The organism is Geobacillus sp. YF-1 (genome assembly GCF_052692335.1).
This window is the reverse complement of sequence record NZ_CP199850.1, coordinates 2,948,910-2,968,083: the sequence shown is the minus strand read 5'-3', so window position 1 is coordinate 2,968,083 and position 19,174 is coordinate 2,948,910. Positions and strand designations below refer to the sequence as shown.

The 19,174-nt window shown below is 56.4% G+C and carries 20 protein-coding genes; 14 read left to right on the top strand and 6 right to left on the bottom strand.

What is annotated here, in order from left to right; all coding sequences use genetic code 11:
- Positions 1-431: 431 nt before the first annotated feature.
- Complete coding sequence (locus ACTVIM_RS14725) at positions 432-1,868, bottom strand: DDE-type integrase/transposase/recombinase (protein WP_445612449.1); 1,437 nt, start codon at positions 1,866-1,868, stop codon at positions 432-434.
- 169 nt (positions 1,869-2,037) lie between these two features.
- On the opposite strand from ACTVIM_RS14725, the gene ACTVIM_RS14720 reads away from it, so the two are divergent.
- From ACTVIM_RS14720 to ACTVIM_RS14700, 5 genes are all read left to right on the top strand, one after another.
- Positions 2,038-3,219 carry an ABC transporter substrate-binding protein gene (locus tag ACTVIM_RS14720; protein ID WP_445613013.1) on the top strand — a complete coding sequence of 394 codons (1,182 nt, stop codon included), beginning with the start codon at positions 2,038-2,040 and terminating at the stop codon, positions 3,217-3,219.
- An 89-nt stretch (positions 3,220-3,308) separates the two neighbouring features.
- A complete protein-coding gene (locus tag ACTVIM_RS14715) occupies positions 3,309-4,187 on the top strand; it encodes a branched-chain amino acid ABC transporter permease (RefSeq protein WP_445613012.1) in 879 nt (292 codons plus the stop codon).
- Positions 4,188-4,202: 15 nt separating this feature from the next.
- A complete protein-coding gene (locus ACTVIM_RS14710) occupies positions 4,203-5,174 on the top strand; it encodes a branched-chain amino acid ABC transporter permease (protein ID WP_033018761.1) in 972 nt (323 codons plus the stop codon).
- The gene (locus ACTVIM_RS14705; RefSeq protein WP_339232375.1) at positions 5,149-5,928 is read left to right on the top strand and encodes an ABC transporter ATP-binding protein; all 780 of its coding nucleotides are present in this window, start codon (positions 5,149-5,151) and stop codon (positions 5,926-5,928) included. The genes ACTVIM_RS14710 and ACTVIM_RS14705 overlap by 26 nt, the downstream gene beginning before the upstream one ends.
- A 1-nt stretch (position 5,929) precedes the next feature.
- Positions 5,930-6,637: an ABC transporter ATP-binding protein gene (locus ACTVIM_RS14700; protein ID WP_144976169.1), complete on the top strand. Its 708-nt coding sequence runs from the start codon at positions 5,930-5,932 to the stop codon at positions 6,635-6,637.
- Between the two features lie 123 nt (positions 6,638-6,760).
- On the opposite strand, the gene ACTVIM_RS14695 is transcribed toward ACTVIM_RS14700, so the two are convergent.
- Positions 6,761-7,756 carry a M23 family metallopeptidase gene (locus tag ACTVIM_RS14695; RefSeq protein WP_445613011.1) on the bottom strand — a complete coding sequence of 332 codons (996 nt, stop codon included), beginning with the start codon at positions 7,754-7,756 and terminating at the stop codon, positions 6,761-6,763.
- A gap of 220 nt (positions 7,757-7,976) precedes the next feature.
- On the opposite strand from ACTVIM_RS14695, the gene lipA reads away from it, so the two are divergent.
- Positions 7,977-8,873 (top strand): lipoyl synthase, encoded by an 897-nt coding sequence (lipA, locus tag ACTVIM_RS14690; RefSeq protein WP_144976165.1) that lies wholly within the window; start codon positions 7,977-7,979, stop codon positions 8,871-8,873.
- 122 nt (positions 8,874-8,995) lie between these two features.
- Here lipA and ACTVIM_RS14685 read toward each other — a convergent pair whose 3' ends face one another.
- Positions 8,996-9,682 (bottom strand): YhcN/YlaJ family sporulation lipoprotein, encoded by a 687-nt coding sequence (locus tag ACTVIM_RS14685; protein ID WP_445613010.1) that lies wholly within the window; start codon positions 9,680-9,682, stop codon positions 8,996-8,998.
- A gap of 113 nt (positions 9,683-9,795) precedes the next feature.
- Here ACTVIM_RS14685 and ACTVIM_RS14680 point away from each other — a divergent pair, with 113 nt between their 5' ends.
- Entirely contained in the window at positions 9,796-10,071 is a 276-nt protein-coding gene (locus ACTVIM_RS14680) for a YutD family protein (RefSeq protein ID WP_033018755.1), read from the top strand.
- A 68-nt stretch (positions 10,072-10,139) separates the two neighbouring features.
- Here ACTVIM_RS14680 and ACTVIM_RS14675 read toward each other — a convergent pair whose 3' ends face one another.
- Together ACTVIM_RS14675 and ACTVIM_RS14670 are read right to left on the bottom strand one after the other, a co-directional pair.
- Positions 10,140-10,424 (bottom strand): cytosolic protein, encoded by a 285-nt coding sequence (locus tag ACTVIM_RS14675; protein ID WP_445613009.1) that lies wholly within the window; start codon positions 10,422-10,424, stop codon positions 10,140-10,142.
- A gap of 57 nt (positions 10,425-10,481) precedes the next feature.
- Positions 10,482-10,751, bottom strand: a complete 270-nt coding sequence (locus tag ACTVIM_RS14670; RefSeq protein WP_144976158.1) for a DUF3055 domain-containing protein — start codon at positions 10,749-10,751, stop codon at positions 10,482-10,484.
- A 163-nt stretch (positions 10,752-10,914) separates the two neighbouring features.
- On the opposite strand from ACTVIM_RS14670, the gene hepT reads away from it, so the two are divergent.
- On the top strand, positions 10,915-11,352 hold the full coding sequence (gene hepT / locus ACTVIM_RS14665) for a type VII toxin-antitoxin system HepT family RNase toxin (protein WP_445613008.1): 438 nt from the start codon (positions 10,915-10,917) through the stop codon (positions 11,350-11,352).
- Positions 11,353-11,561: 209 nt separating this feature from the next.
- Positions 11,562-12,332 (top strand): TIGR01457 family HAD-type hydrolase, encoded by a 771-nt coding sequence (locus tag ACTVIM_RS14660; RefSeq protein ID WP_033018774.1) that lies wholly within the window; start codon positions 11,562-11,564, stop codon positions 12,330-12,332.
- Positions 12,333-12,433: 101 nt separating this feature from the next.
- Here the strand turns inward: ACTVIM_RS14660 and ACTVIM_RS14655 are convergent, their stop codons facing one another.
- Positions 12,434-12,931, bottom strand: coding sequence for a phosphatidylglycerophosphatase A family protein (locus ACTVIM_RS14655; protein ID WP_033018750.1), 498 nt, complete (start codon positions 12,929-12,931; stop codon positions 12,434-12,436).
- Between the two features lie 507 nt (positions 12,932-13,438).
- Between ACTVIM_RS14655 and yutH the strand changes: the two genes are divergently transcribed.
- From yutH to thrB, 5 genes are all read left to right on the top strand, one after another.
- A complete protein-coding gene (gene yutH / locus ACTVIM_RS14650; RefSeq protein WP_445613007.1) occupies positions 13,439-14,440 on the top strand; it encodes a spore coat putative kinase YutH in 1,002 nt (333 codons plus the stop codon).
- 258 nt (positions 14,441-14,698) lie between these two features.
- Positions 14,699-15,673, top strand: a complete 975-nt coding sequence (locus tag ACTVIM_RS14645) for a 2-hydroxyacid dehydrogenase (RefSeq protein ID WP_445613006.1) — start codon at positions 14,699-14,701, stop codon at positions 15,671-15,673.
- A gap of 140 nt (positions 15,674-15,813) precedes the next feature.
- Complete coding sequence (locus ACTVIM_RS14640; protein WP_445613005.1) at positions 15,814-17,112, top strand: homoserine dehydrogenase; 1,299 nt, start codon at positions 15,814-15,816, stop codon at positions 17,110-17,112.
- Positions 17,112-18,173 carry a threonine synthase gene (gene thrC, locus ACTVIM_RS14635; RefSeq protein WP_033018744.1) on the top strand — a complete coding sequence of 354 codons (1,062 nt, stop codon included), beginning with the start codon at positions 17,112-17,114 and terminating at the stop codon, positions 18,171-18,173. Before ACTVIM_RS14640 ends, thrC begins: the two co-directional genes overlap by 1 nt.
- The gene (gene thrB, locus ACTVIM_RS14630) at positions 18,170-19,084 is read left to right on the top strand and encodes a homoserine kinase (RefSeq protein ID WP_033018743.1); all 915 of its coding nucleotides are present in this window, start codon (positions 18,170-18,172) and stop codon (positions 19,082-19,084) included. The genes thrC and thrB overlap by 4 nt, the downstream gene beginning before the upstream one ends.
- Positions 19,085-19,174: the final 90 nt, after the last annotated feature.

The window sequence follows — 19,174 nt, the reverse complement described above, 5'->3', positions numbered from 1 at the left end:
GTGGCTATAAATTTTGTAATATTATATTAAATTGAAAATAGTTTTATTATTTACATAAGGTTGCGAAAGGGGGGAGGGAGTAGAAGGAGAGATGGCTGATGTCAAGCAGCCGTTGGAGGGCGCGGCAAAGGAAAGCGAGGGCGCTCTCATGACCGAACATTTTGAAGGTAGCGTCAAAAGTTCTATGAAAACTCCACACAGACCATCCCATTGAGCATCGTGGGGCATGCAGAGAGCCGGATTCGCCCTTGACCAACACCCGCCAAAGGTGCGGAAGAGTCGTCAAGGGCGACGGGGACAAAAAAGAAGGCAATAGGAAAGCCGCCCTTGCCTTTACCGAATTTTACCTTTGGCGGTGTTCGGTTGGTCAAGGGTTCGCTTCGCCGAATCCGGCAGGAGTTCTGTTCAACGGGCTCTGGAGGACAAAAAAGTTAGGCTGCCTCGTTTTGAAGGAAGTCCTGAGCCATGGCGATCAGCTTCGTCCACCGGGCCGGCATATGCGGCAGCTCGGCGAGCTCCGGGATGACGACCGGCACCCGGCCTTCGAGCGCGCTATGCGGGCGCAGAAAGTTAAAATACGCCACAAACAGCGTCACAAAGGACACCGAGCCTTCCTCGGCGCCAAACCCATGGGTCGGGCGGTAGTTGCCTTTAAAGGTCCGGTTGAATCGCTCGATGATCTGCTTGAGAGGGCGAAATTCTTCCGAGACCGGATCTTCGTTGGTCAGGCCGATTACCTGGCGGACGTCAAACGAAATCCCGTGCTGGGCAAAGAAGTGTTGCGCCAACAGGTAAATCGGGTTGCCATCCACGACGAACGACAAGTCGTCTGGAAGGGACGGCAGCTTCCTGAGGACATCATTGATCGCCTTGATGGCCGAGAGCGTGTCCCGGTTGGGCGAGACGCGATAGGACAGCACGATCTTTTTCACCGCGTCGAACATAAAGAATAGGTAATGCCAACGGCCCTTCACACGAATATATGTCTCGTCCCCACAGAACGAACCGGACAGCTCATACGGAAATCGGTCGACAAAGGGCTTGATCCAAAGCGCGACGCTGTTGGCGTAGTTGAGCACCGTCTGATGAGAGATCGAGACGCCATGGATGTCCTTCAGGGCGGCGGCGGTTTCCCTCGAGGACATCCCAAAGTTGACGTAGTACGTCAACACGAGCCCCAACACGTGCGGCGACGCAGCCAGCCGGGACAAATCGACCTTCGGCTTGATGAGCGACGAGGAAGCCAACGGGAGAAAGTCAAACAAGAACTCCCGAAACAAATACCGCACCTTGAAGGCTTGAGGATTCTGTTGAAACTGTTGGCGCTCTTTCTTCGTCATCCGGCGAAGGTTGGCCTGGTAAAACGGGCAATCGTTGTTCTTGCACTTATAGATGTTGTATTCCTTGCGCTCCTTGATTTTTTCCAACGTCTTTTTGCAGTGCGGACAACGAAAGACCGCTTGCTTGGTGAACCGATTTCGGTGGTTGAACCGGCATTGGCACACTTTGCATTGGTATTGCCCTTTTCCGCCGTTATTGGCGTACAGGTAAGAAGAGGGAGCCTGGCAGCGAGGGCAGGTCAACGAATCCGGCACACGGTGTTTCGCATTCGCGCGGCGCTGGATGGGCCGTAAAGGACGTCTGTGCTGGGCTTCATAGTCTGCCAACAGCTTCCGGTAATCAAGGGTTTCCGGCACATCGATGATCGGAAGGTCATCGACCTGAAGTTTCCGGTACGGCTTTTGGATGGGTTCGTCCCAGTCCTCGAGATGCAAGGATTTCCCCAATATCACACCCATTAAATACACAATGATTTGATATTGGGTCTTGATAATTTCGAGCAAATAGGCTAATAATTGAGGTAACAAAGCTTGTCACTCCTTTGTTTTGGCTGTTGGGTGTCGTTACCTCAATGATGGCCGAAAACAATGGGGGTGGCAAGCTTTTTTTCGTTCAACCGTTGAAACTCAAGGGAAAACCGTGAGTGTGGAGGATAAACTTTTGACAATACCATTTTGAACAATGGGGGGAATGAAAGTGAAGAAAAAAAGAACAGCAGGGATTGTAGCTTCCTTGATGCTGACGGCGGGTCTTATGGCTGGCTGCGGCAACAACCAACAAAGCGGGGGGTCGGCCGGCGGCGGAGGCGGCGATGTGATTAAAATCGGCGCCAACCTTGAGCTGTCCGGCGGCGTCGCTTCGTACGGCCAGTCGATCGCCGAAGGGCTGGAACTGGCGTTTGATGAAATCAATAAAAAAGGAATTGACGGCAAAAAGTTAAAGCTCGTCAAAGTCGACAACAAATCGGAAGCGGCCGAAGCAACAAACGGCGCCATCAAGCTGATCAGCCAAGACAAAGTCGTCGCCATCATCGGCTCGGCGACGAGCACGAACACGCTTGCCCAAGTGCAAGTTGCCAATGACAATAAAGTGCCGCTCATTACGCCGACGGGCACGAACCCAACGATCACGAACAAAGACGGCAAAGTAAATGAGTTCGTTTTCCGGACGTGCTTCATCGATCCGTTCCAAGGAACGGTGGCGGCGAAATTCGCCTTGGATGAGCTGAAAGTGAAAAACGCGGCGGTGCTGATCGACAGCTCGAGCGACTATTCGAAAGGGCTGGCCGCTTCGTTTAAAGACGCGTTCACCCAAGGCGGCGGCAAAATCGTTGCGGAAGAAGCGTATGTCGCGAAAGACACTGACTTCCGCGCGACGTTGACGCGCATTAAATCGGCGAATCCGGAATTCATTTTCCTGCCCGGCTATTATGAAGAAGTCGGCCTCATCGTCAAGCAGGCGCGCGAACTCGGCTTGAACGTGCCGATTATGGGCGGCGACGGCTGGGATTCGCCGAAGCTGGTGGAGATTGCCGGCAAAGACGCGCTGAACAATACGTACATCACGAACCATTATTCGTCTGGCGACCCGGATCCGAAAATTCAAGAGTTCGTGAAAGCCTTTAAAGCGAAATACAACAAAGCGCCGGATGCGTTCAATGCGCTCGGCTATGACACGGCTTACTTCTTGGCCGATGCGATCAAACGGGCCGGCAGCGCCGATCCGGTGAAAATCAAAGACGCGCTGGCGAAAACGAAAGATTTGCAGCTCGTCTCCGGCACGCTGACGCTCGATAAAAACCATGATCCGGTGAAATCGGCGGCCATTTTGGAATACAAAGACGGACAGCAGCAGTTCAAAACGAAGGTCAATCCGTAAGGAGAGGCGGCATGGACGGGGGAGGAACAGCTCCCCTGTCCGGCGCTTCTTTTGATGAATGACGAGTTTTCGTTAAGGAGCGTGCAGACATGGAACTCATTCAACAGCTCGTGAACGGCGTTTCGCTCGGCAGCATTTATGCGCTCATCGCCCTCGGCTATACGATGGTGTACGGCATCGTCCGGCTCATTAATTTCGCCCATGGCGACGTCTTTATGGTTGGTTCATTCGTTGGGTTTTATGCGGTGACGATGCTTGGCGTTGGCTTCTTTCCGGCGCTGCTATTGGCGATGGCAGCCTGCGCGGTGCTGGGGATGGTGATTGAGCGGATCGCTTACAAGCCGCTGCGGAATGCGACGCGCATTGCCGTCTTGATTACGGCGATCGGCGTTTCGCTTTTCATTGAGTACGTGACGATTTATTTGCGCGGGGCGCAGCCGGAAGCGTATCCGAGCACGCTGCTCCCGGATCGGAATTTGAAGCTGTTTGGGGTGGTCATCAGCAGCCAGTCGCTGTTCATCCTCGGCACGTCCCTCGTTTTGATGATCCTTCTTCAATTTATCGTCCACCGGACAAAAATCGGGAAAGCGATGCGCGCTGTGTCCCATGATGCGGAAGCGGCTCGGTTGATGGGAATCAACGTTGACAACACGATTTCGGCCACGTTCGCCATCGGCTCGGCGCTCGCGGGGGCGGCCGGCGTCATTTTTGGCATTTATTATACAAAAATCGAGCCGTTGATGGGCATTCTTCCCGGGTTGAAAGCGTTTGTCGCCGCTGTGTTGGGCGGAATTGGCATCATTCCCGGAGCGATGGTTGGAGGGCTGTTGCTTGGCGTCATTGAATCGCTTGTCAGCGGGCTCGGCTACTCGCTCTGGCGCGACGGGGTGGCGTTTGTCATTTTGATTCTCATCCTGATTTTCCGGCCGGCCGGATTGTTTGGCAAGAACGTACGAGAAAAAGTGTAAAGGATGGTAGGGACAATGGCAACTTGGAAGCGGACGCGTGGATTTTGGGGTTCCGTCATACTGGCCTTCGCCTTTTTCGCGGTTGTTGAGTGGCTGATTGCCAGCGGAATGTTAAATATCTTTTATGTCAATACCCTCTTTTTCATGGCGATCAATGTCATGTTGGCCGCGAGCCTTCACTTGATCATCGGCATCACCGGGCAGTTTTCGATCGGACATGCCGGCTTTTTCGCCGTCGGCGCCTATGCCTCCGCGATTATGACGATGAAGCTGCAGCTGCCGTTTGCGGTCGGCGTTTTGACCGCCGGGGTGGCGGCGATGCTCGCTGGCCTGATCATCGGCGTGCCGAGCTTGCGCTTAAAAGGGGACTACTTGGCGATCGCCACGCTCGGGTTTGGCGAAATTGTCCGCATTGCTTTGCTTAACATCGATTACGTTGGCGGGGCGAGCGGCATGACGGTGACGCACATGACGACATGGCCGTGGGTGTTCGCCTGCCTGTTGGTGACGCTTTTGGTGATTGCCAACTTCACAAACTCGACGCACGGACGGGCGTGCATCTCGATTCGCGAGGATGAAATCGCCGCCGATGCCATGGGGATCAACACGACGTATTACAAAGTGGCAGCGTTTGTGATCGGCGCGTTTTTCGCCGGCATCGCCGGAGCGTTGTACGCGCACCATTTTTACATCATCCAGCCGTCGAACTTCGGTTTTTTAAAGTCGTTTGACATTTTGATTTTTGTCGTTTTAGGCGGCCTCGGCAGTTTGTCCGGCTCGGTCATCGCCGCCGTGTTGCTGACGATCGTTTCGACGTTCTTGCAAAACTATCCGGAAACGCGGATGATCATTTACAGCCTCGTGCTGATTTTCGTTATGCTGTACCGCCCAACCGGGCTGATGGGGACGAAAGAGCTGTCTTCGCTTTGGAAATGGCGGAAGACGGAAGGGGGAGTGAACCATGGCGGCAAAAACACCGTTGCTTAAAGCGGAAAACGTCGGCATCCAGTTTGGCGGGCTGAAGGCGCTCTCCGGCGTGACGATGGAGCTGCATCAAGGGGAGCTCATCGGGCTCATCGGGCCGAACGGCGCGGGAAAAACGACGCTGTTTAACTTGCTGACGGGCGTGTATGTGCCGACGGAAGGGCGGATTATGCTGGACGGCGAGACGTTGAACGGATTGCCGCCGTACAAAATTACGCGCAAAGGGATCAGCCGCACGTTTCAAAACATTCGCCTATTTGGCGAGCTGTCGGTTTTGGACAACGTGAAAGTCGCTTACCATGCGCACGCCCGCCATTCGATGCTGAGCTCCATTTTCCGCCTCCCCTCCCATTTTCGCGGCGAACAGGAAATGGAAGAGAAGGCGATCGAGTTCTTGAACATTTTCCAGCTTGATAGCGTCAAGCATGAGAAGGCAAAAAACTTGCCGTACGGGCAGCAGCGGCGGCTTGAGATCGCCCGGGCGCTGGCGGCGCAGCCGAAGGTGCTTTTGCTTGACGAGCCGGCCGCCGGCATGAACCCGCAAGAGACGAAAGAATTGATGAAGCTGATCGCGTTCATTCGCGAACGGTTTGCCTTGACGATTTTGTTGATTGAGCATGACATGTCGCTTGTGATGGGCATATGCGAGCGCATTTACGTGTTGGATCACGGCCAGCTGATCGCCGAAGGCACGCCGGAACAAGTGCGCAGCAACCCGAAAGTGATCGAGGCTTACCTTGGCGAGGAGGTGTCGTGACATGCTGAACGTGAATGGCATCGATGTGTTTTACGGCAATATTCATGCCTTAAAAGGCGTGTCGCTTGAGGTAAACAAAGGCGAAATCGTCACGCTGATCGGCGCAAACGGCGCGGGAAAAACGACGCTGCTGAAAACCATCTCCGGGCTGTTGAAGCCGAAAAACGGCGACATCGTCTACGAAGGGGCCTCGATCGCCGGCAAGGCGGCGCAGACGATCGTGAAGCAAGGCATTTCCCACGTGCCGGAAGGGCGCCGCGTGTTTGCCAACATGACGGTCGAGGAAAATTTGGAGCTCGGTGCGTTTTTGCGCAAAGACAAAGCCGGCATTCAACAAGATTTTGCCAACGTTTTTCAGCTGTTTCCGCGCCTTGAGGAGCGGCGCAAGCAATTGGCTGGCACGCTCTCGGGCGGCGAGCAGCAAATGCTTGCCATCGGCCGCGCGCTCATGGCTCGTCCGAAGCTGCTTTTGCTTGACGAACCGTCGATGGGGCTCGCGCCGCTGCTTGTCAAGACGATTTTTCGCATCATCCAGGAAATCAATGCGTCAGGGACGACGATTTTGCTTGTCGAGCAAAACGCCCATATGGCGCTCTCGATCGCCGATCGCGCCTATGTCCTCGAATCGGGCCGCGTCGTGTTGTCGGGAACGGCGGCTGAGCTGCAGGCGAGCGAGCAAGTGAAGCAGGCGTATTTGGGCGGGCATTGACGCTATGGGTGAGGCGGCGAAGCGAAAGAGCCATTGCATGGCGGTGAAGTGAAAAAGCAACGCGCTCACAGAACGAAATGAACGGCGCTGCGCCACGGTTCGGCCCATCGGCCGAACGGGCGATCAGCGCCGTTTTTGTTGCTGCCGCTCGGCCCGCTCCCACGCTTTCAAATGTGGATAGGGGTCGAACGCCCACTCGGTGTAGCCGTTGTCTTTGTACATCCCGTAATGAAGATGGGGCGGGAATTTTCCGGCCGTGCCGGGCGGGCCGTAGCCGGAGCTGCCGACCGAGCCGATGATCGTTCCCGGCTTGACGATTTGCCCCTCCCGTAACTGGGCGGTAAACCCGTTTAAGTGGGCGAAATAATGGTACGTGTTGTTGATGTCGCGGATGCCGACGCGCCAGCCGCCGTAGTTGTTCCAGCCTTTCAATTCGACGATGCCGTAGCACGTCGAGCGGACCGGAACCCCGTAGCCAGCGAAAATGTCCGTTCCCTCATGGATGCGGCGCCCGCCCCAGCCGCGCGCGTCACCCCATGTGTCGCGGTAGCTGTAATTCGCCCGCAGCGGAAGAGGAAACACATGGTTGTCCAATTGTAATGTCTGATACTTTTTATAAATTTTTACTTTTCCTAAAATCAGGTCGACCGTCTTGGCGCGCTGGTAATAGTTCCAAAGCGCGATCTTGATCTGGCGGTGATCAATGCCGTACGTCTGCAAATAGCGGGCCATCGCCATGATGACATCTTCATCGTCGTCAGCGCGCGCGTTTCCATCCCCGTTCCCATCTATCCCGAGGCCGCCAAACTGGGAGATGGTGAACGGATTCGTATCATGCGGGTTTGGATTGAGCGGTCCCGCCCAGACCGCCGGCTTCATGTAAATACCAAGGACGCCGGTTGGTTTGGGCAAATCGCGGCGCACTTGGCGGACGTTTCGCTCGTATTGGTCAATGGCCGCAAAGTAATACCATGGAATGAGTGAAACGGCTTCCGCTTTTTTATACAGCTCCATGCGTCGTTCATAAACGTCTTCTTCATTATTTTCAGCTGCGGCCGCGGCGCCGGCGGCGATGAACAATATCGCCACCACCCATAGGGCCAGTAGCCATCGGTGCACGTGGATCCCCCCTTTTCCGCTCGTCTCCTATCCTTTAGTTTGGGGAGAAAGAAGGAATTCATCAATGGCAAAATTTGTAGGACTAAGCGCACTCGTCCTTTGGCGCCAAGAAGCAAGAAGTGTAAAAAGGAGGAAGGCAGTCGGACGGCGATTTTTTTGTCTTTTCGCGAGCTTTTCATTATAATGAGAAATGAATAACGATCTAACTGGAGTGAGAACGATGGCGACGAAAGAAGAACACGTCCGCAAGCCGGATTGGTTGAAAATCAAATTAAATACGAACGAGAACTACGTCGGATTGAAGAAGTTGATGCGGGAACACCGTTTACATACTGTCTGCGAGGAAGCGAAGTGCCCGAACATTCACGAATGCTGGGCTGTGCGGCGGACGGCCACGTTTATGATTTTAGGCAGCGTCTGCACGCGCGCCTGCCGCTTTTGCGCCGTCAAAACCGGCTTGCCGACCGAACTCGACTGGCAGGAACCGGAACGCGTCGCCGAATCGGTGCGCATCATGAACTTAAAACACGTCGTCGTCACCGCGGTGGCGCGCGATGATTTGAAAGACGGAGGTGCGGCCGTGTTTGCCGAAACGGTGCGCGCCATCCGGCGAAAAAACCCGTTTACGACGATTGAAGTGCTGCCGTCCGACATGGGCGGGGTGTACGAAAACTTGAAGACGCTGATGGATGCCCGACCGGACATTTTGAACCATAACATTGAAACGGTGCGCCGCTTGACGCCAAGAGTGCGCGCGCGGGCGACGTACGAACGGTCGCTTGAGTTTTTGCGGCGGGCGAAAGAGCTGCAGCCCGACATCCCGACGAAATCGAGCATCATGGTCGGCCTTGGGGAAACGAAAGAGGAGATCATCGAGGCCATGGACGATCTGCGCGCCAACCATGTCGACATTTTGACGATCGGTCAGTATTTGCAGCCGACGAAAAAACATTTGAAAGTGGTGAAGTACTACCATCCCGATGAGTTTCGGGAGCTGAAAGAGATCGCATTAAGCAAAGGGTTCAGCCATTGCGAGGCGGGTCCGCTCGTCCGCTCCTCGTATCATGCCGATGAGCAGGTGAACGAAGCGGCGAAAGCGCGGCAGCTGAAGGCCTAGGTTCAAGCGGCTGGCGCCCGCGGGCGGCGAATAGGCGAAAAGAAACGGTCGTGCCTCTTTTGGAAAAAGGCAGACCGTTTTCTTTCCTCGGCAAGCGGTTAGGCGATCGAAAAGCGTGAGCGTTATTGCCCCATTTTTGTCGTCCGCGGCGTTCCGTCGCGGAAATCGCGATCGAGTCGGTCGTTCATTTCGTTGATCATTTCGCCGTTTTCGTTTTCGCCGTCGCTTAGCTTCGCTCCTTGCGGATATTTCAACATCCGCTGGATGGTGGCGTCAAGAATCTGATCGATGTTGCGCGTGTTTGAGTCCAAGCGCCCGAAGCGTTCAATGTCTTTCATCAGCTGCGGATTGTCGGCGATGTAGACGTGATAGTAGCGAGGCACGACAGACAGCGCCGTCTTTTTGACTTGGTCAGCGGTCTGCTGCCGGTTGTTCGTGTCGGCGTCATAAATGACGAGCACTTCCTCATCCGTGACGAGCGTCGCGACGTCCTTGACACCCGGCAGCTGGGTGCACAGTTTGCTGATCAAATCGGCCGCTTTTTCGCGGTTGAAGGACGGCATGTCGTTATAGCCGTTGGCGTCGCCAGCAATCGGGCTTTTTTGATGGCGGACGTAGCCGAAGTTGTTCATCGGCGTGTCATCGCCGTTGGGCACTCCGTTTTCATTGTACAGTTCGTTGCGGTCGGTGACGTTGATGGTATTCCCGCTTCGCTTATAGACTTTGGTATTGTCGTCTTGGGCGGTTTGTGCGCAGCCGCTCAAGACAAGAGCCGTTCCGAACAGAGCGGCCCACCATGGTCGTCTCATCGTCAGCACCCCCTTCGCTTTTAGGGTGGCACGCGTCGCGGCGTTTCATAACCGTCATTGATTGGGTGTCGTGCATCGTTTATGATGGAAGTGGAAAGGCGAGGTGAACTCCCGTGATTTGCATCAACAACCATTGTTACGAGCTGGTGGAAAATGTGAAAAACGCCTTTAACGAAGAAGCCTTTCGCGCCCGGTACGCCGATATTTTGGCGAAGTATGACTACATTGTCGGCGACTGGGGATACAATCAGCTGCGGCTGCGCGGATTTTTTGACGACCACAATCAAAAAGCGACGCATGATACGAAAATCAGCACGTTGTCGGAATATTTGTACGAATATTGTAACTTCGGCTGCGCTTATTTTGTGCTTCGTAAAGTGAAGCGGTGAAGCCGCCATGTCGCGGCGCTGATGGGCGGATAAGCGAAGCAGCCGCTCCGGGGCGGGCGGCTGCTTCGTCATTCCCCTTCGTTGTACGGGAACTGTTCGCTTTTGCGCGGGTCGTCGTGCGGCGGGTGCGCGGCCGGGTCGCGCCTTGGAATGTTTTGGTGCAGCGATTTGAATTCATAGTTGAAGGCGCTGTAAGGTCGCTGCCCTTCCCGCCACGGTGTGCTTTTATTTTCGACCGGCGCGTCCGCGCGGTACGGCGATCCGTACGGCCCTTCGGGAAATTCCTCGGCCGTTAAGAAATTGCGCTGTTTCTCGACGGTGGAAACATCGGCATATGTTTCCCGTTCCGCCATTCGCCTCACCTTCCTTGCTGCCGGGTTGGTTCATAAGATGCCCCAAACCGAGGAAGGTTATGAAAGACATTCACGCAAAAAGGCGCGCAACTCGTCGGCGTCTTCGATCTTTAGCTCGTATGTGCGTTCCAAATAGCCCGGCTCGGCCAAATCGTCATCGCCGAGAATCGCGAAGCGGTTGCTCTGCAAGTCGAGCACGAGCCATTTTCCGTAAAACCGGTCCGTTTCCACAAGCGCCAAATCGAACCGGCGGTTTTCGCCGGCAAAGCTGACGAAGCGCACCGCCGCTTCAACCGTTTCGTCATACAAATAAAACCGTTCGCTCATCTTCTGCTCCCCCTTTCGCTCCCTTCGTTACCATCATAGCAAACAAGCGCCGAAAACGGGAGCGGACGGAGGGAGAAGTGGCGATGTCCGTCCCGCCATTGGCCGAACGGTGAATATTGCATCTTTTTCCATAGGAGCAAACGAGACGAAGGAGGGATCTGCGATGTATTTTGTTGACCGCAAAAAGCTGGAAGATCGGCTTCGCTGCATCGAACAAATGCTTGAGCGTTACAAGGCGCAGCGGCATTGGGAAGAACCGTTAGAGCGGCTGGCGCTCGAGCGAATCGCTCATGTCCTCATCGAAGCCGTTTTGGACGTCGGCAATGCCATGATTGACGGCTTTATTATGCGCGACCCAGGCAGCTACAATGACATTATTGACATTTTGACTGATGAACGGGTGATTGCCCCGGCGGACGCCGAACAGCTGAAAGCGTTCATCGCTCATCGGAAAATGCTCGTTCACGACTACACCGCTGTTGATCACGCCAAACTGCGCGCCAGCTTGGCTGCCCATTTGCCGGCGTTGGAGGCATACCCGAAAGCGGTGCGCGATTATCTCGAAAGCGAGCTCGGGCCGGTGTCGGCGTTTCGCAATTGATCGGACGGCGACATCCATCGGTGTGCGCCGGTTGCCTTCCGTGTTTGGACGCCGGCGCGGCGGAACGAGGAAAGACAGAAGCGGTGGACCCGCGGGCTTGCGGCAGCGCGAGCATTGGGAGAGGAAGCGCGGCGTTCTCGCCGGCTCAAGGCGATCTGAACAGACTGGCGCGGCGGCCGCCTATTATGGAAAAGAAAGGAACAGAGGTCATGAAACGTTACAACGGCTATTTGATTGATCTGGATGGAACGATGTACCGCGGCACGGAATGTATCGCCGAAGCGCGCGAGTTTGTCAATGAACTGCACCGCCGCGGCATTCCGTATTTGTTCGTCACCAACAACTCATCGCGCACGCCGGCGCAGGTGGCGGAAAAACTGCGGTCATTCGGCGTGCCGGCGGAAGAGAGGCACGTCTTTACGACAAGCCAAGCAACCGCCAACTACATTTTTGAACAAAAGCCAGGCGCGTCCGTTTATGTCATCGGCGAAGAAGGAATCCGCACGGCTTTGGCGGACAAAGGGTTTCGTTTTGCCGGCGAGGACGCGGATGTCGTCGTCATCGGCATCGACCGGCAACTGACATACGAGAAGCTCGCCGTCGCTTGCCTTGCTGTCCGCAACGGCGCGATGTTCATTTCCACAAACGGGGACATCGCTTTGCCGACCGAGCGCGGGCTATTGCCGGGCAACGGAGCCATTACATCGGTTGTGGCCGTTTCAACGCAAGTGAAGCCGACGTTTATCGGCAAGCCGGAAAAAATCATTATGGAGCAGGCGCTCAACGTGCTCGGCGTTCCGAAAGCGGACGTGCTTATGATCGGCGATTATTACGAAACCGACATAGTAGCGGGCATGAACGCCGGCATCGATACGCTTTTAGTCCATACGGGCGTGACGACGAAAGAGATGCTCGCCCGCTATGAGCGGCAGCCGACGTATACGGCCGATTCGCTGGTAGAGTGGATGGAGCGCCTGTAAACAACGCCGCTTTGCCTTTTTTGGCAAAGCGGCGTTTGCTTATCATCGGATGCGCGGGAAAAGCCGGCCATCAGCCGAGCGTGTCGGGGCGTGGCGATCCATTATTCGGCGTTGGCGGCCCGGTGCGCCAAACGGCTTGACGCCGCCGCGGCAATGGCACCGACGATGTCGTCTAAAAACGTGTTGCATTTGCCGGTTGATTTATCGTTTAAGTATTGCAGGATGCCCGGTTTTTGTTTGTCAATGTATCCGTAGTTGGTAAAGCCGATCGATCCGTAGACGTTGACGATCGACAGCGCCAAAATTTCATCGACGCCATACAGCCCTTCATCGCGGTGGATGATCGATTGCAGCGGTTCATCGAGCCGTCCGGCCTCAGCGAGCCGGTCGAGCTGAATGCCGGTTAAAATGGCGTTTTGCACTTCGCGCTTTGAAATGACGCGGTTTACGTTTTCGATGCACTCGTCCATCGTCAAATCCGGATGGTATTTCGATTGCAAATAATAGACGAGTTCAGCGATTTTTTCCACCGTTACGCCCCGCTCCTCGAGCCAACGCCGAGCGGTTTGTTCCAACTGATTCATCATGCCTTCGCTCATCACATGTCACCTGTTTCTTTTGAAAAGTCGTTTTATATATATATGTATCATGTCATAAAACAGTCCGTCATATAAAGAAAAATGCTCAGCGGGCCGCATATATAAACAATAGCCCCTTTGGTGGCCGATCTAAAGGGCTGCCTTGACGGGCAGAGAATCGAGTTCGCTTCGGCTGTTTGGCTGCGCGACGCTGAACGGCGGCCAAACAAAGCGGTGAGGCTTTTCGCTTTCCGCCGGACGAGACGACTGTCGGCGGCCGGTTGGAGAAGAAATGGGGGCTGCTCGGCCGAGCAGCGTCGCTAGAACGGGATCCAAGGGCCAGCGCTTTTTCCCCAACGCGGAAACGGGCGGGGGGATGGGGAGGAGAAAGCGAGCCTCAGCCAACAAGGAAGCGGACGGAGAGATAGGAAGGGCAAATGCTTTTTCCCCAACGCGGAAATGGGCGGGGGAGGAAGAGGGGGCAAGCGGTTTTCGAGTCAATATGGACGCGAATGAGGAGGAAGGTCCATGGAGCAATGGGTGCATAGCGAGTATGGAGTGCGCGTTGAGCGGCTGGAGTCAAAAGGGAGGCAGACCGTGATCTGGGGGCAGCAAGAACGCTTTCTTCTCGTTCCCGCTGACGGGCGGAGCGAAGCGGAGATGGAAGAGCGCCAGCACATCAGCCGCTATTTGCGGGCCAAAGGGGTGAACGGCGTCGGGGAGCTGGTGAAAACAAAAGCCGGAACGTATCTTGCCGTCTATGAGGGACGGCCGATGGCGCTCATCCGCGCGCCGCTTCCGCCCGTGCGCCTGCGCCAGCTCGGCCGAGAGCTTGCTTTGCTACACGAATACGGGCGTTCTTGCCCGCTGCCCATTACGGTTTGCCGGCGCATCGGCCAATGGCGGGAGCTGTGGGCGAAGCGGATCGACCAAATGGAGGCGTTTTGGACGAACATGGTGGCAAACGGCCCGGCGTCGCCGTTTGACCGGCTGTTCATCGAGTCGTTCCCGTATTATGTAGGGTTGGCGGAAAACGCCGTCCAATATGTGGCCGATACGGAACTCGATGAGGAGCCGCTTCGCGTTGATTACGCCGCGTTTTGCCACGAGCGGCTGCCTCAGGCTGGCTGGATCGAAGGGGCCGAGGCGAAGCTGCCGACCGATTGGGTGTACGACCATTGCGCCCGCGATTTGGCGGAATGGGTGCGTGATTTGTATCGGCGGCACGGGCCGGAATGCCGGCAGGAGGTGCGCCGGTTTTTCCAAGACTACGGGCACGTGTCGCCGCTGTCGCCGTTTGCTTGGCGGCTTGTTTACGCCCGATTGTTGTTTCCGCTTCCGTATTTCGAGTGTGTGGAGGCGTACTATTTGACGGAGGATGGACAGGAACGAACGCGCCGCGAGGAAGAATTGCGGCGGCTGCTCGACGGCTCGCACGAGTATGAGCGATTTTTAGCTTCGTTTGCCGAGATTGCCGGCATCGCCGAACGCGTGCGTCTGCCGGCGGTCGAGTGGCTGCCGCCGGCGTAGAAGGGGGAGCGGGGGCCGCGGCGCTGGCGCCCGCTGTTTCGTTGACCGCCGTTGGCTTCATTTGAGCGCCGGGTGAGGCGGGAGGACTGGTTGGCGTCTGCTTGCCAGAAGCGGTGCTTCCGTTCATCCAAGCCGAGTCTCGGCGTGCTTGGCCGCTGGAAAACGGAAGGATGAGCGGAGCTATGGGGGGACAACTTACCGTTTTTTTTTCGCCGGAGTTGTGATAAGATTTAGAAAAAACGAAGAAGGAGTGGCATCATGACGAAGCCGTGCGTCTTTATTACGCGCAAACTGCCAGAGGATGTTGTGGCCCCGCTTTCGGCTATCGCTGAAGTGGAGATGTGGCCGCATGAGGACGTGGCGGTGCCAAACGATGTGCTCGTGGAAAAAGCAAAGCGGGCGGCGGCCCTTTTGCCGATGGTGTCCGATCCGATTGGTGAACAGGTGCTGTCAGCGGGGGCGGAGCTGAAAGTGGTCGCCAACATGGGGGTCGGTTATGACAATATTGATGTGCCGGCAGCGACTCGGCGCGGCATCGTCGTATGCAACACGCCGGATGTGCTGACCGATACGACGGCCGATTTGACGTTCGCGCTGCTGTTAGCCACCGCTCGCCGCCTCGTCGAAGCGGCTGAATTTTTGAAAGAAGGGAAATGGAAAAGCTGGAGCCCGTTTTTGCTTGCGGGTGCCGATGTCCATCACAAAACGATCGGCATCGTCGGCATGGGAAACATCGGCCAGGCGGTGGCGAAGCGGGCGAAAGGGTTTGACATGAACATTTTGTATTACAATCGTTCCCGCCGCCCGGAAGCGGAAGCGGAGCTTGGCGCCATCTACCGGCCGTTTGCCGATCTGCTTGCGGAGAGCGATTTTGTCGTCTGCTTGACGCCGCTCACCCCGGAGACGCGTCATTTGTTCAACCGCGAGGCGTTTCGGCGGATGAAACGATCAGCGGTTTTCATCAATGCGGCGCGCGGGGCGGTCGTCGATGAACAGGCGCTGTATGAGGCGCTCGTTCATGGAGAGATCGCGGCGGCCGGGCTCGATGTGTTTGAAAAAGAACCGGTGGATCCCGCCCATCCGCTCGTTTCGCTTCCGAACGTTGTCGCCTTGCCGCATATCGGCAGCGCCACGTACGAAACGCGGCGGGCGATGATGGCGTTGGCGCGCGACAACATCATCGCTGTGCTTGAAGGGCGGCCGCCGTTAACACCGGTGAATCGGCCGTCATAACTTTTCCGCGATGGGAGGCAGCTGGCGCCGGTAAATCGGTCGCCGCAAAAATTTTCGTTGCCAAACGGCCGGCCGTCTTTTATAATGTCTACTATAAAAATACAAATGTCTACTGTGGGTAAACAGAAGGGGCGGGGAAGATGGAAAAACCGATTTTAGTTGGCTTGTTAGGATTAGGGACCGTTGGCAGCGGCGTGGTCAAAATCATTGAAAACCATCAGGAGAAGCTGATGCATCAAGTCGGATGTCCAGTCAAGGTGAAGAAAATTCTTGTCCGCGACGTCAACAAACCGCGCGATGTCGAGGTCGATCCGGCGCTGCTGACGACGAGCGCCGCCGAGGTGATCGACGATCCGGAGGTGGACGTCATCATCGAAGTGATGGGCGGCATTGAGGAGACGAAGGAGCTGCTGCTGCGGGCGTTGCGCCAAGGAAAACATGTGGTGACGGCGAACAAAGATTTAATGGCGGTGTACGGTTCTGAATTGCTCCGGGTGGCGGCGGAGCATCATTGCGATTTGTTCTATGAAGCGAGCGTCGCCGGCGGCATTCCGATTTTGCGCAGCTTAGTGGATGGACTGGCGTCGGACCGGATTACGAAGCTTATGGGCATTGTCAATGGGACGACGAATTACATTTTGACGAACATGGCGCAAAACGGCGCCTCTTATGAAGCGGCGCTCGCCGAAGCGCAAGCGCTCGGGTTCGCGGAAGCCGATCCGACGTCGGACGTCGAAGGGCTCGATGCGGCGCGGAAGATGGCGATTTTGGCCCGCCTTGGCTTTTCCATGGATATCGATTTGGACGATGTTAACGCGAAAGGCATCACAGAAGTGACGGAGGAGGATTTAAATTACGGGAAGCGGCTCGGCTATACGATGAAGCTGATCGGCATCGCCCAGCGCGATGGTAACAAGGTGGAAGTCAGCGTTCAGCCGACGTTTTTGCCCGATTCGCATCCGCTCGCGTCCGTCCAGAATGAATATAACGCTGTGTACGTTTACGGTGAAGCGGTCGGAGAAACGATGTTCTACGGGCCGGGCGCCGGCAGCTTGCCGACGGCGACGGCGGTCGTCTCCGACTTGGTCGCGGTGATGAAAAATATGCGCCTTGGCGTCAACGGTCGCTATGCCGTTGCGCCGCAATATGAAAAACAGTTAAAAGCTCCAACCGAAATTTTCTCGAAATACTTTTTGCGCATTCACGTGAAAGACCAAGTAGGGGCGTTTGCCAAAATTACAACGCTGTTTTCCAAGCGCGGAGTGAGCTTTGAAAAGATTTTGCAGCTGCCGATGAAGGAAAACGGCCTCGCCGAAATCGTCATCGTCACGCATGACGCTTCGCAGCAAGACTACGAAGAGATTTTGCAGCAGCTGGGCGATTTGGAAATCGTCGAGCGGGTGCAAAGCTCGTATCGGGTGGAAGGGGAGAAACGGTGATGACATGGAGAGGGCTGCTTGACGCGTACGGCGACTTTTTGCCGCTGACCGAAGCAACGCCAAGGCTGTCGCTTTGTGAAGGAAACACGCCGCTCATCCCGTTGCCGCGGTTGTCGGAAGAGCTCGGGATTACGCTGTACGTCAAAGTGGAAGGAGCGAACCCGACGGGGTCGTTTAAAGACCGCGGCATGGTGATGGCGGTGGCGAAAGCGAAAGAGGAAGGGAGCCATACGATCATTTGCGCCTCCACCGGCAATACGTCTGCTTCGGCGGCCGCGTATGCAGCGCGCGCGGGGCTGCGCTGCCTTGTCGTCATCCCGAACGGAAAGATCGCCCTTGGCAAATTGGCGCAAGCCGCCATGTACGGGGCGGAGATTTTTGCGATCGACGGCAATTTCGACGAAGCGCTCAGCATGGTGCGCCGGCTGAGCGAAACAGCACCGATTACGCTCGTCAACTCCGTCAACCCGTACCGAATCGAAGGGCAAAAAACGGCAGCGTTTGAAGTGTGCGATCAGCTTGGGCGCGCGCCGGACGTGCTCGCCATTCCGGTCGGCAACGCCGGCAACATCACCGCCTATTGGAAAGGGTTTAAGGAGTATCACGAAGCGAAAAGAACGGGATTGCCGCAAATGCGCGGCTTTGAAGCGGAAGGGGCGGCAGCGATCGTCCGCAATCAAGTGATTGAACAGCCGGAGACAGTTGCGACGGCGATCCGCATCGGCAATCCGGCGAGCTGGCAGAAAGCGGTCGAAGCGGCGAACGAATCAGGCGGAAAAATCGATGAAGTGAGCGATGCGGAAATTTTGGCGGCTTACCAACGGCTTGCCCGCACGGAAGGCGTTTTTGCTGAGCCGGCGTCATGCGCTGCCATTGCCGGAGTGATCAAACAGCGCGAGCGGAATGAAATCGAGCGCGGCAGCCTCGTTGTCGCCGTTCTCACTGGCAATGGCTTAAAAGACCCGGCCATCGCCTTGGAGACCGCGGCGATCGAACCGATCGTGCTGCCGAACGATGAACAAGTTGTCTTGGAGCATTTGCAAGGGGTTGTCCGCGCATGAAAGAAGACGAGATGTTGAAGATCGTCGTTCCGGGTAGCACGGCGAACTTAGGTCCTGGGTTTGACTCGATCGGGCTCGCCGTCTCCCGTTACTTAACGCTTGATGTCCGCTTGGCGGAGGCGTGGTCCTTTGTGCCGAAAACGGCCGAGGTGAGCGCCATCCCGCGCGGAACCGACAATTTGGTGTATCAAGCGGCGGCCGAAACGGCGGATGTTTACGGCCGGCGCCTGCCGAGCTGCGCGGTGGAAGTGTCCAGCGACATTCCGCTCACACGCGGACTCGGCAGCAGCGCGGCGGCGGTCGTCGCCGGCATCGAGCTGGCCGATGCGCTGCTTGAACTAGGATTGTCGCGCGAACAAAAGATGGAACTGGCCACCCGCTATGAGGGCCATCCGGACAATGTCGGCGCTTCGCTGTACGGAGGGCTGGTCATCGGCTGCTACCGCGAGGAAGGTGTGGATGTCGTTCATCTTCCCGATGTGGACATTGAAATGGTGGCATTGATCCCAGCCTATGAGTTGGAGACGAAAAAAGCGCGCGGGCAGCTGCCTGAACAATGGACGAGGCAGCGGGCCGTCGAGGCGAGCGCCATCAGCAATGTGTTCGTTGCGGCGCTGCTGACAAAAAACTGGCGGCTTGCCGGCCGGATGATGGCGGCCGATCTGTTTCATCAGCCGTATCGGAAACCGCTCGTTCCCGAGCTTGAGCGGGCGGAGGCGCTCGCTCTCGAATACGGGGCGATCGGCGCGGCGCTAAGCGGGGCGGGGCCGACGGTGCTCGTTTTTGCGGAACGAGGGGACGGCGCTCGTCTCGCCGAGCGGCTGCGGCCGCATTTTCCCGGCTGCGAAGTCGCTAGGCTGGCCGTTGAGCCGCACGGCAGCCGCGTCTACAAGCTCGCGCTGGAAGCGTGAGTGTTTTTTCGGCGTTGGGAGAACCGACCGCCGTCCGCCTCCTCTTCGCGCACGCCGAGGGTCGATACGGGTCTTTGGAGCGGGAACGAA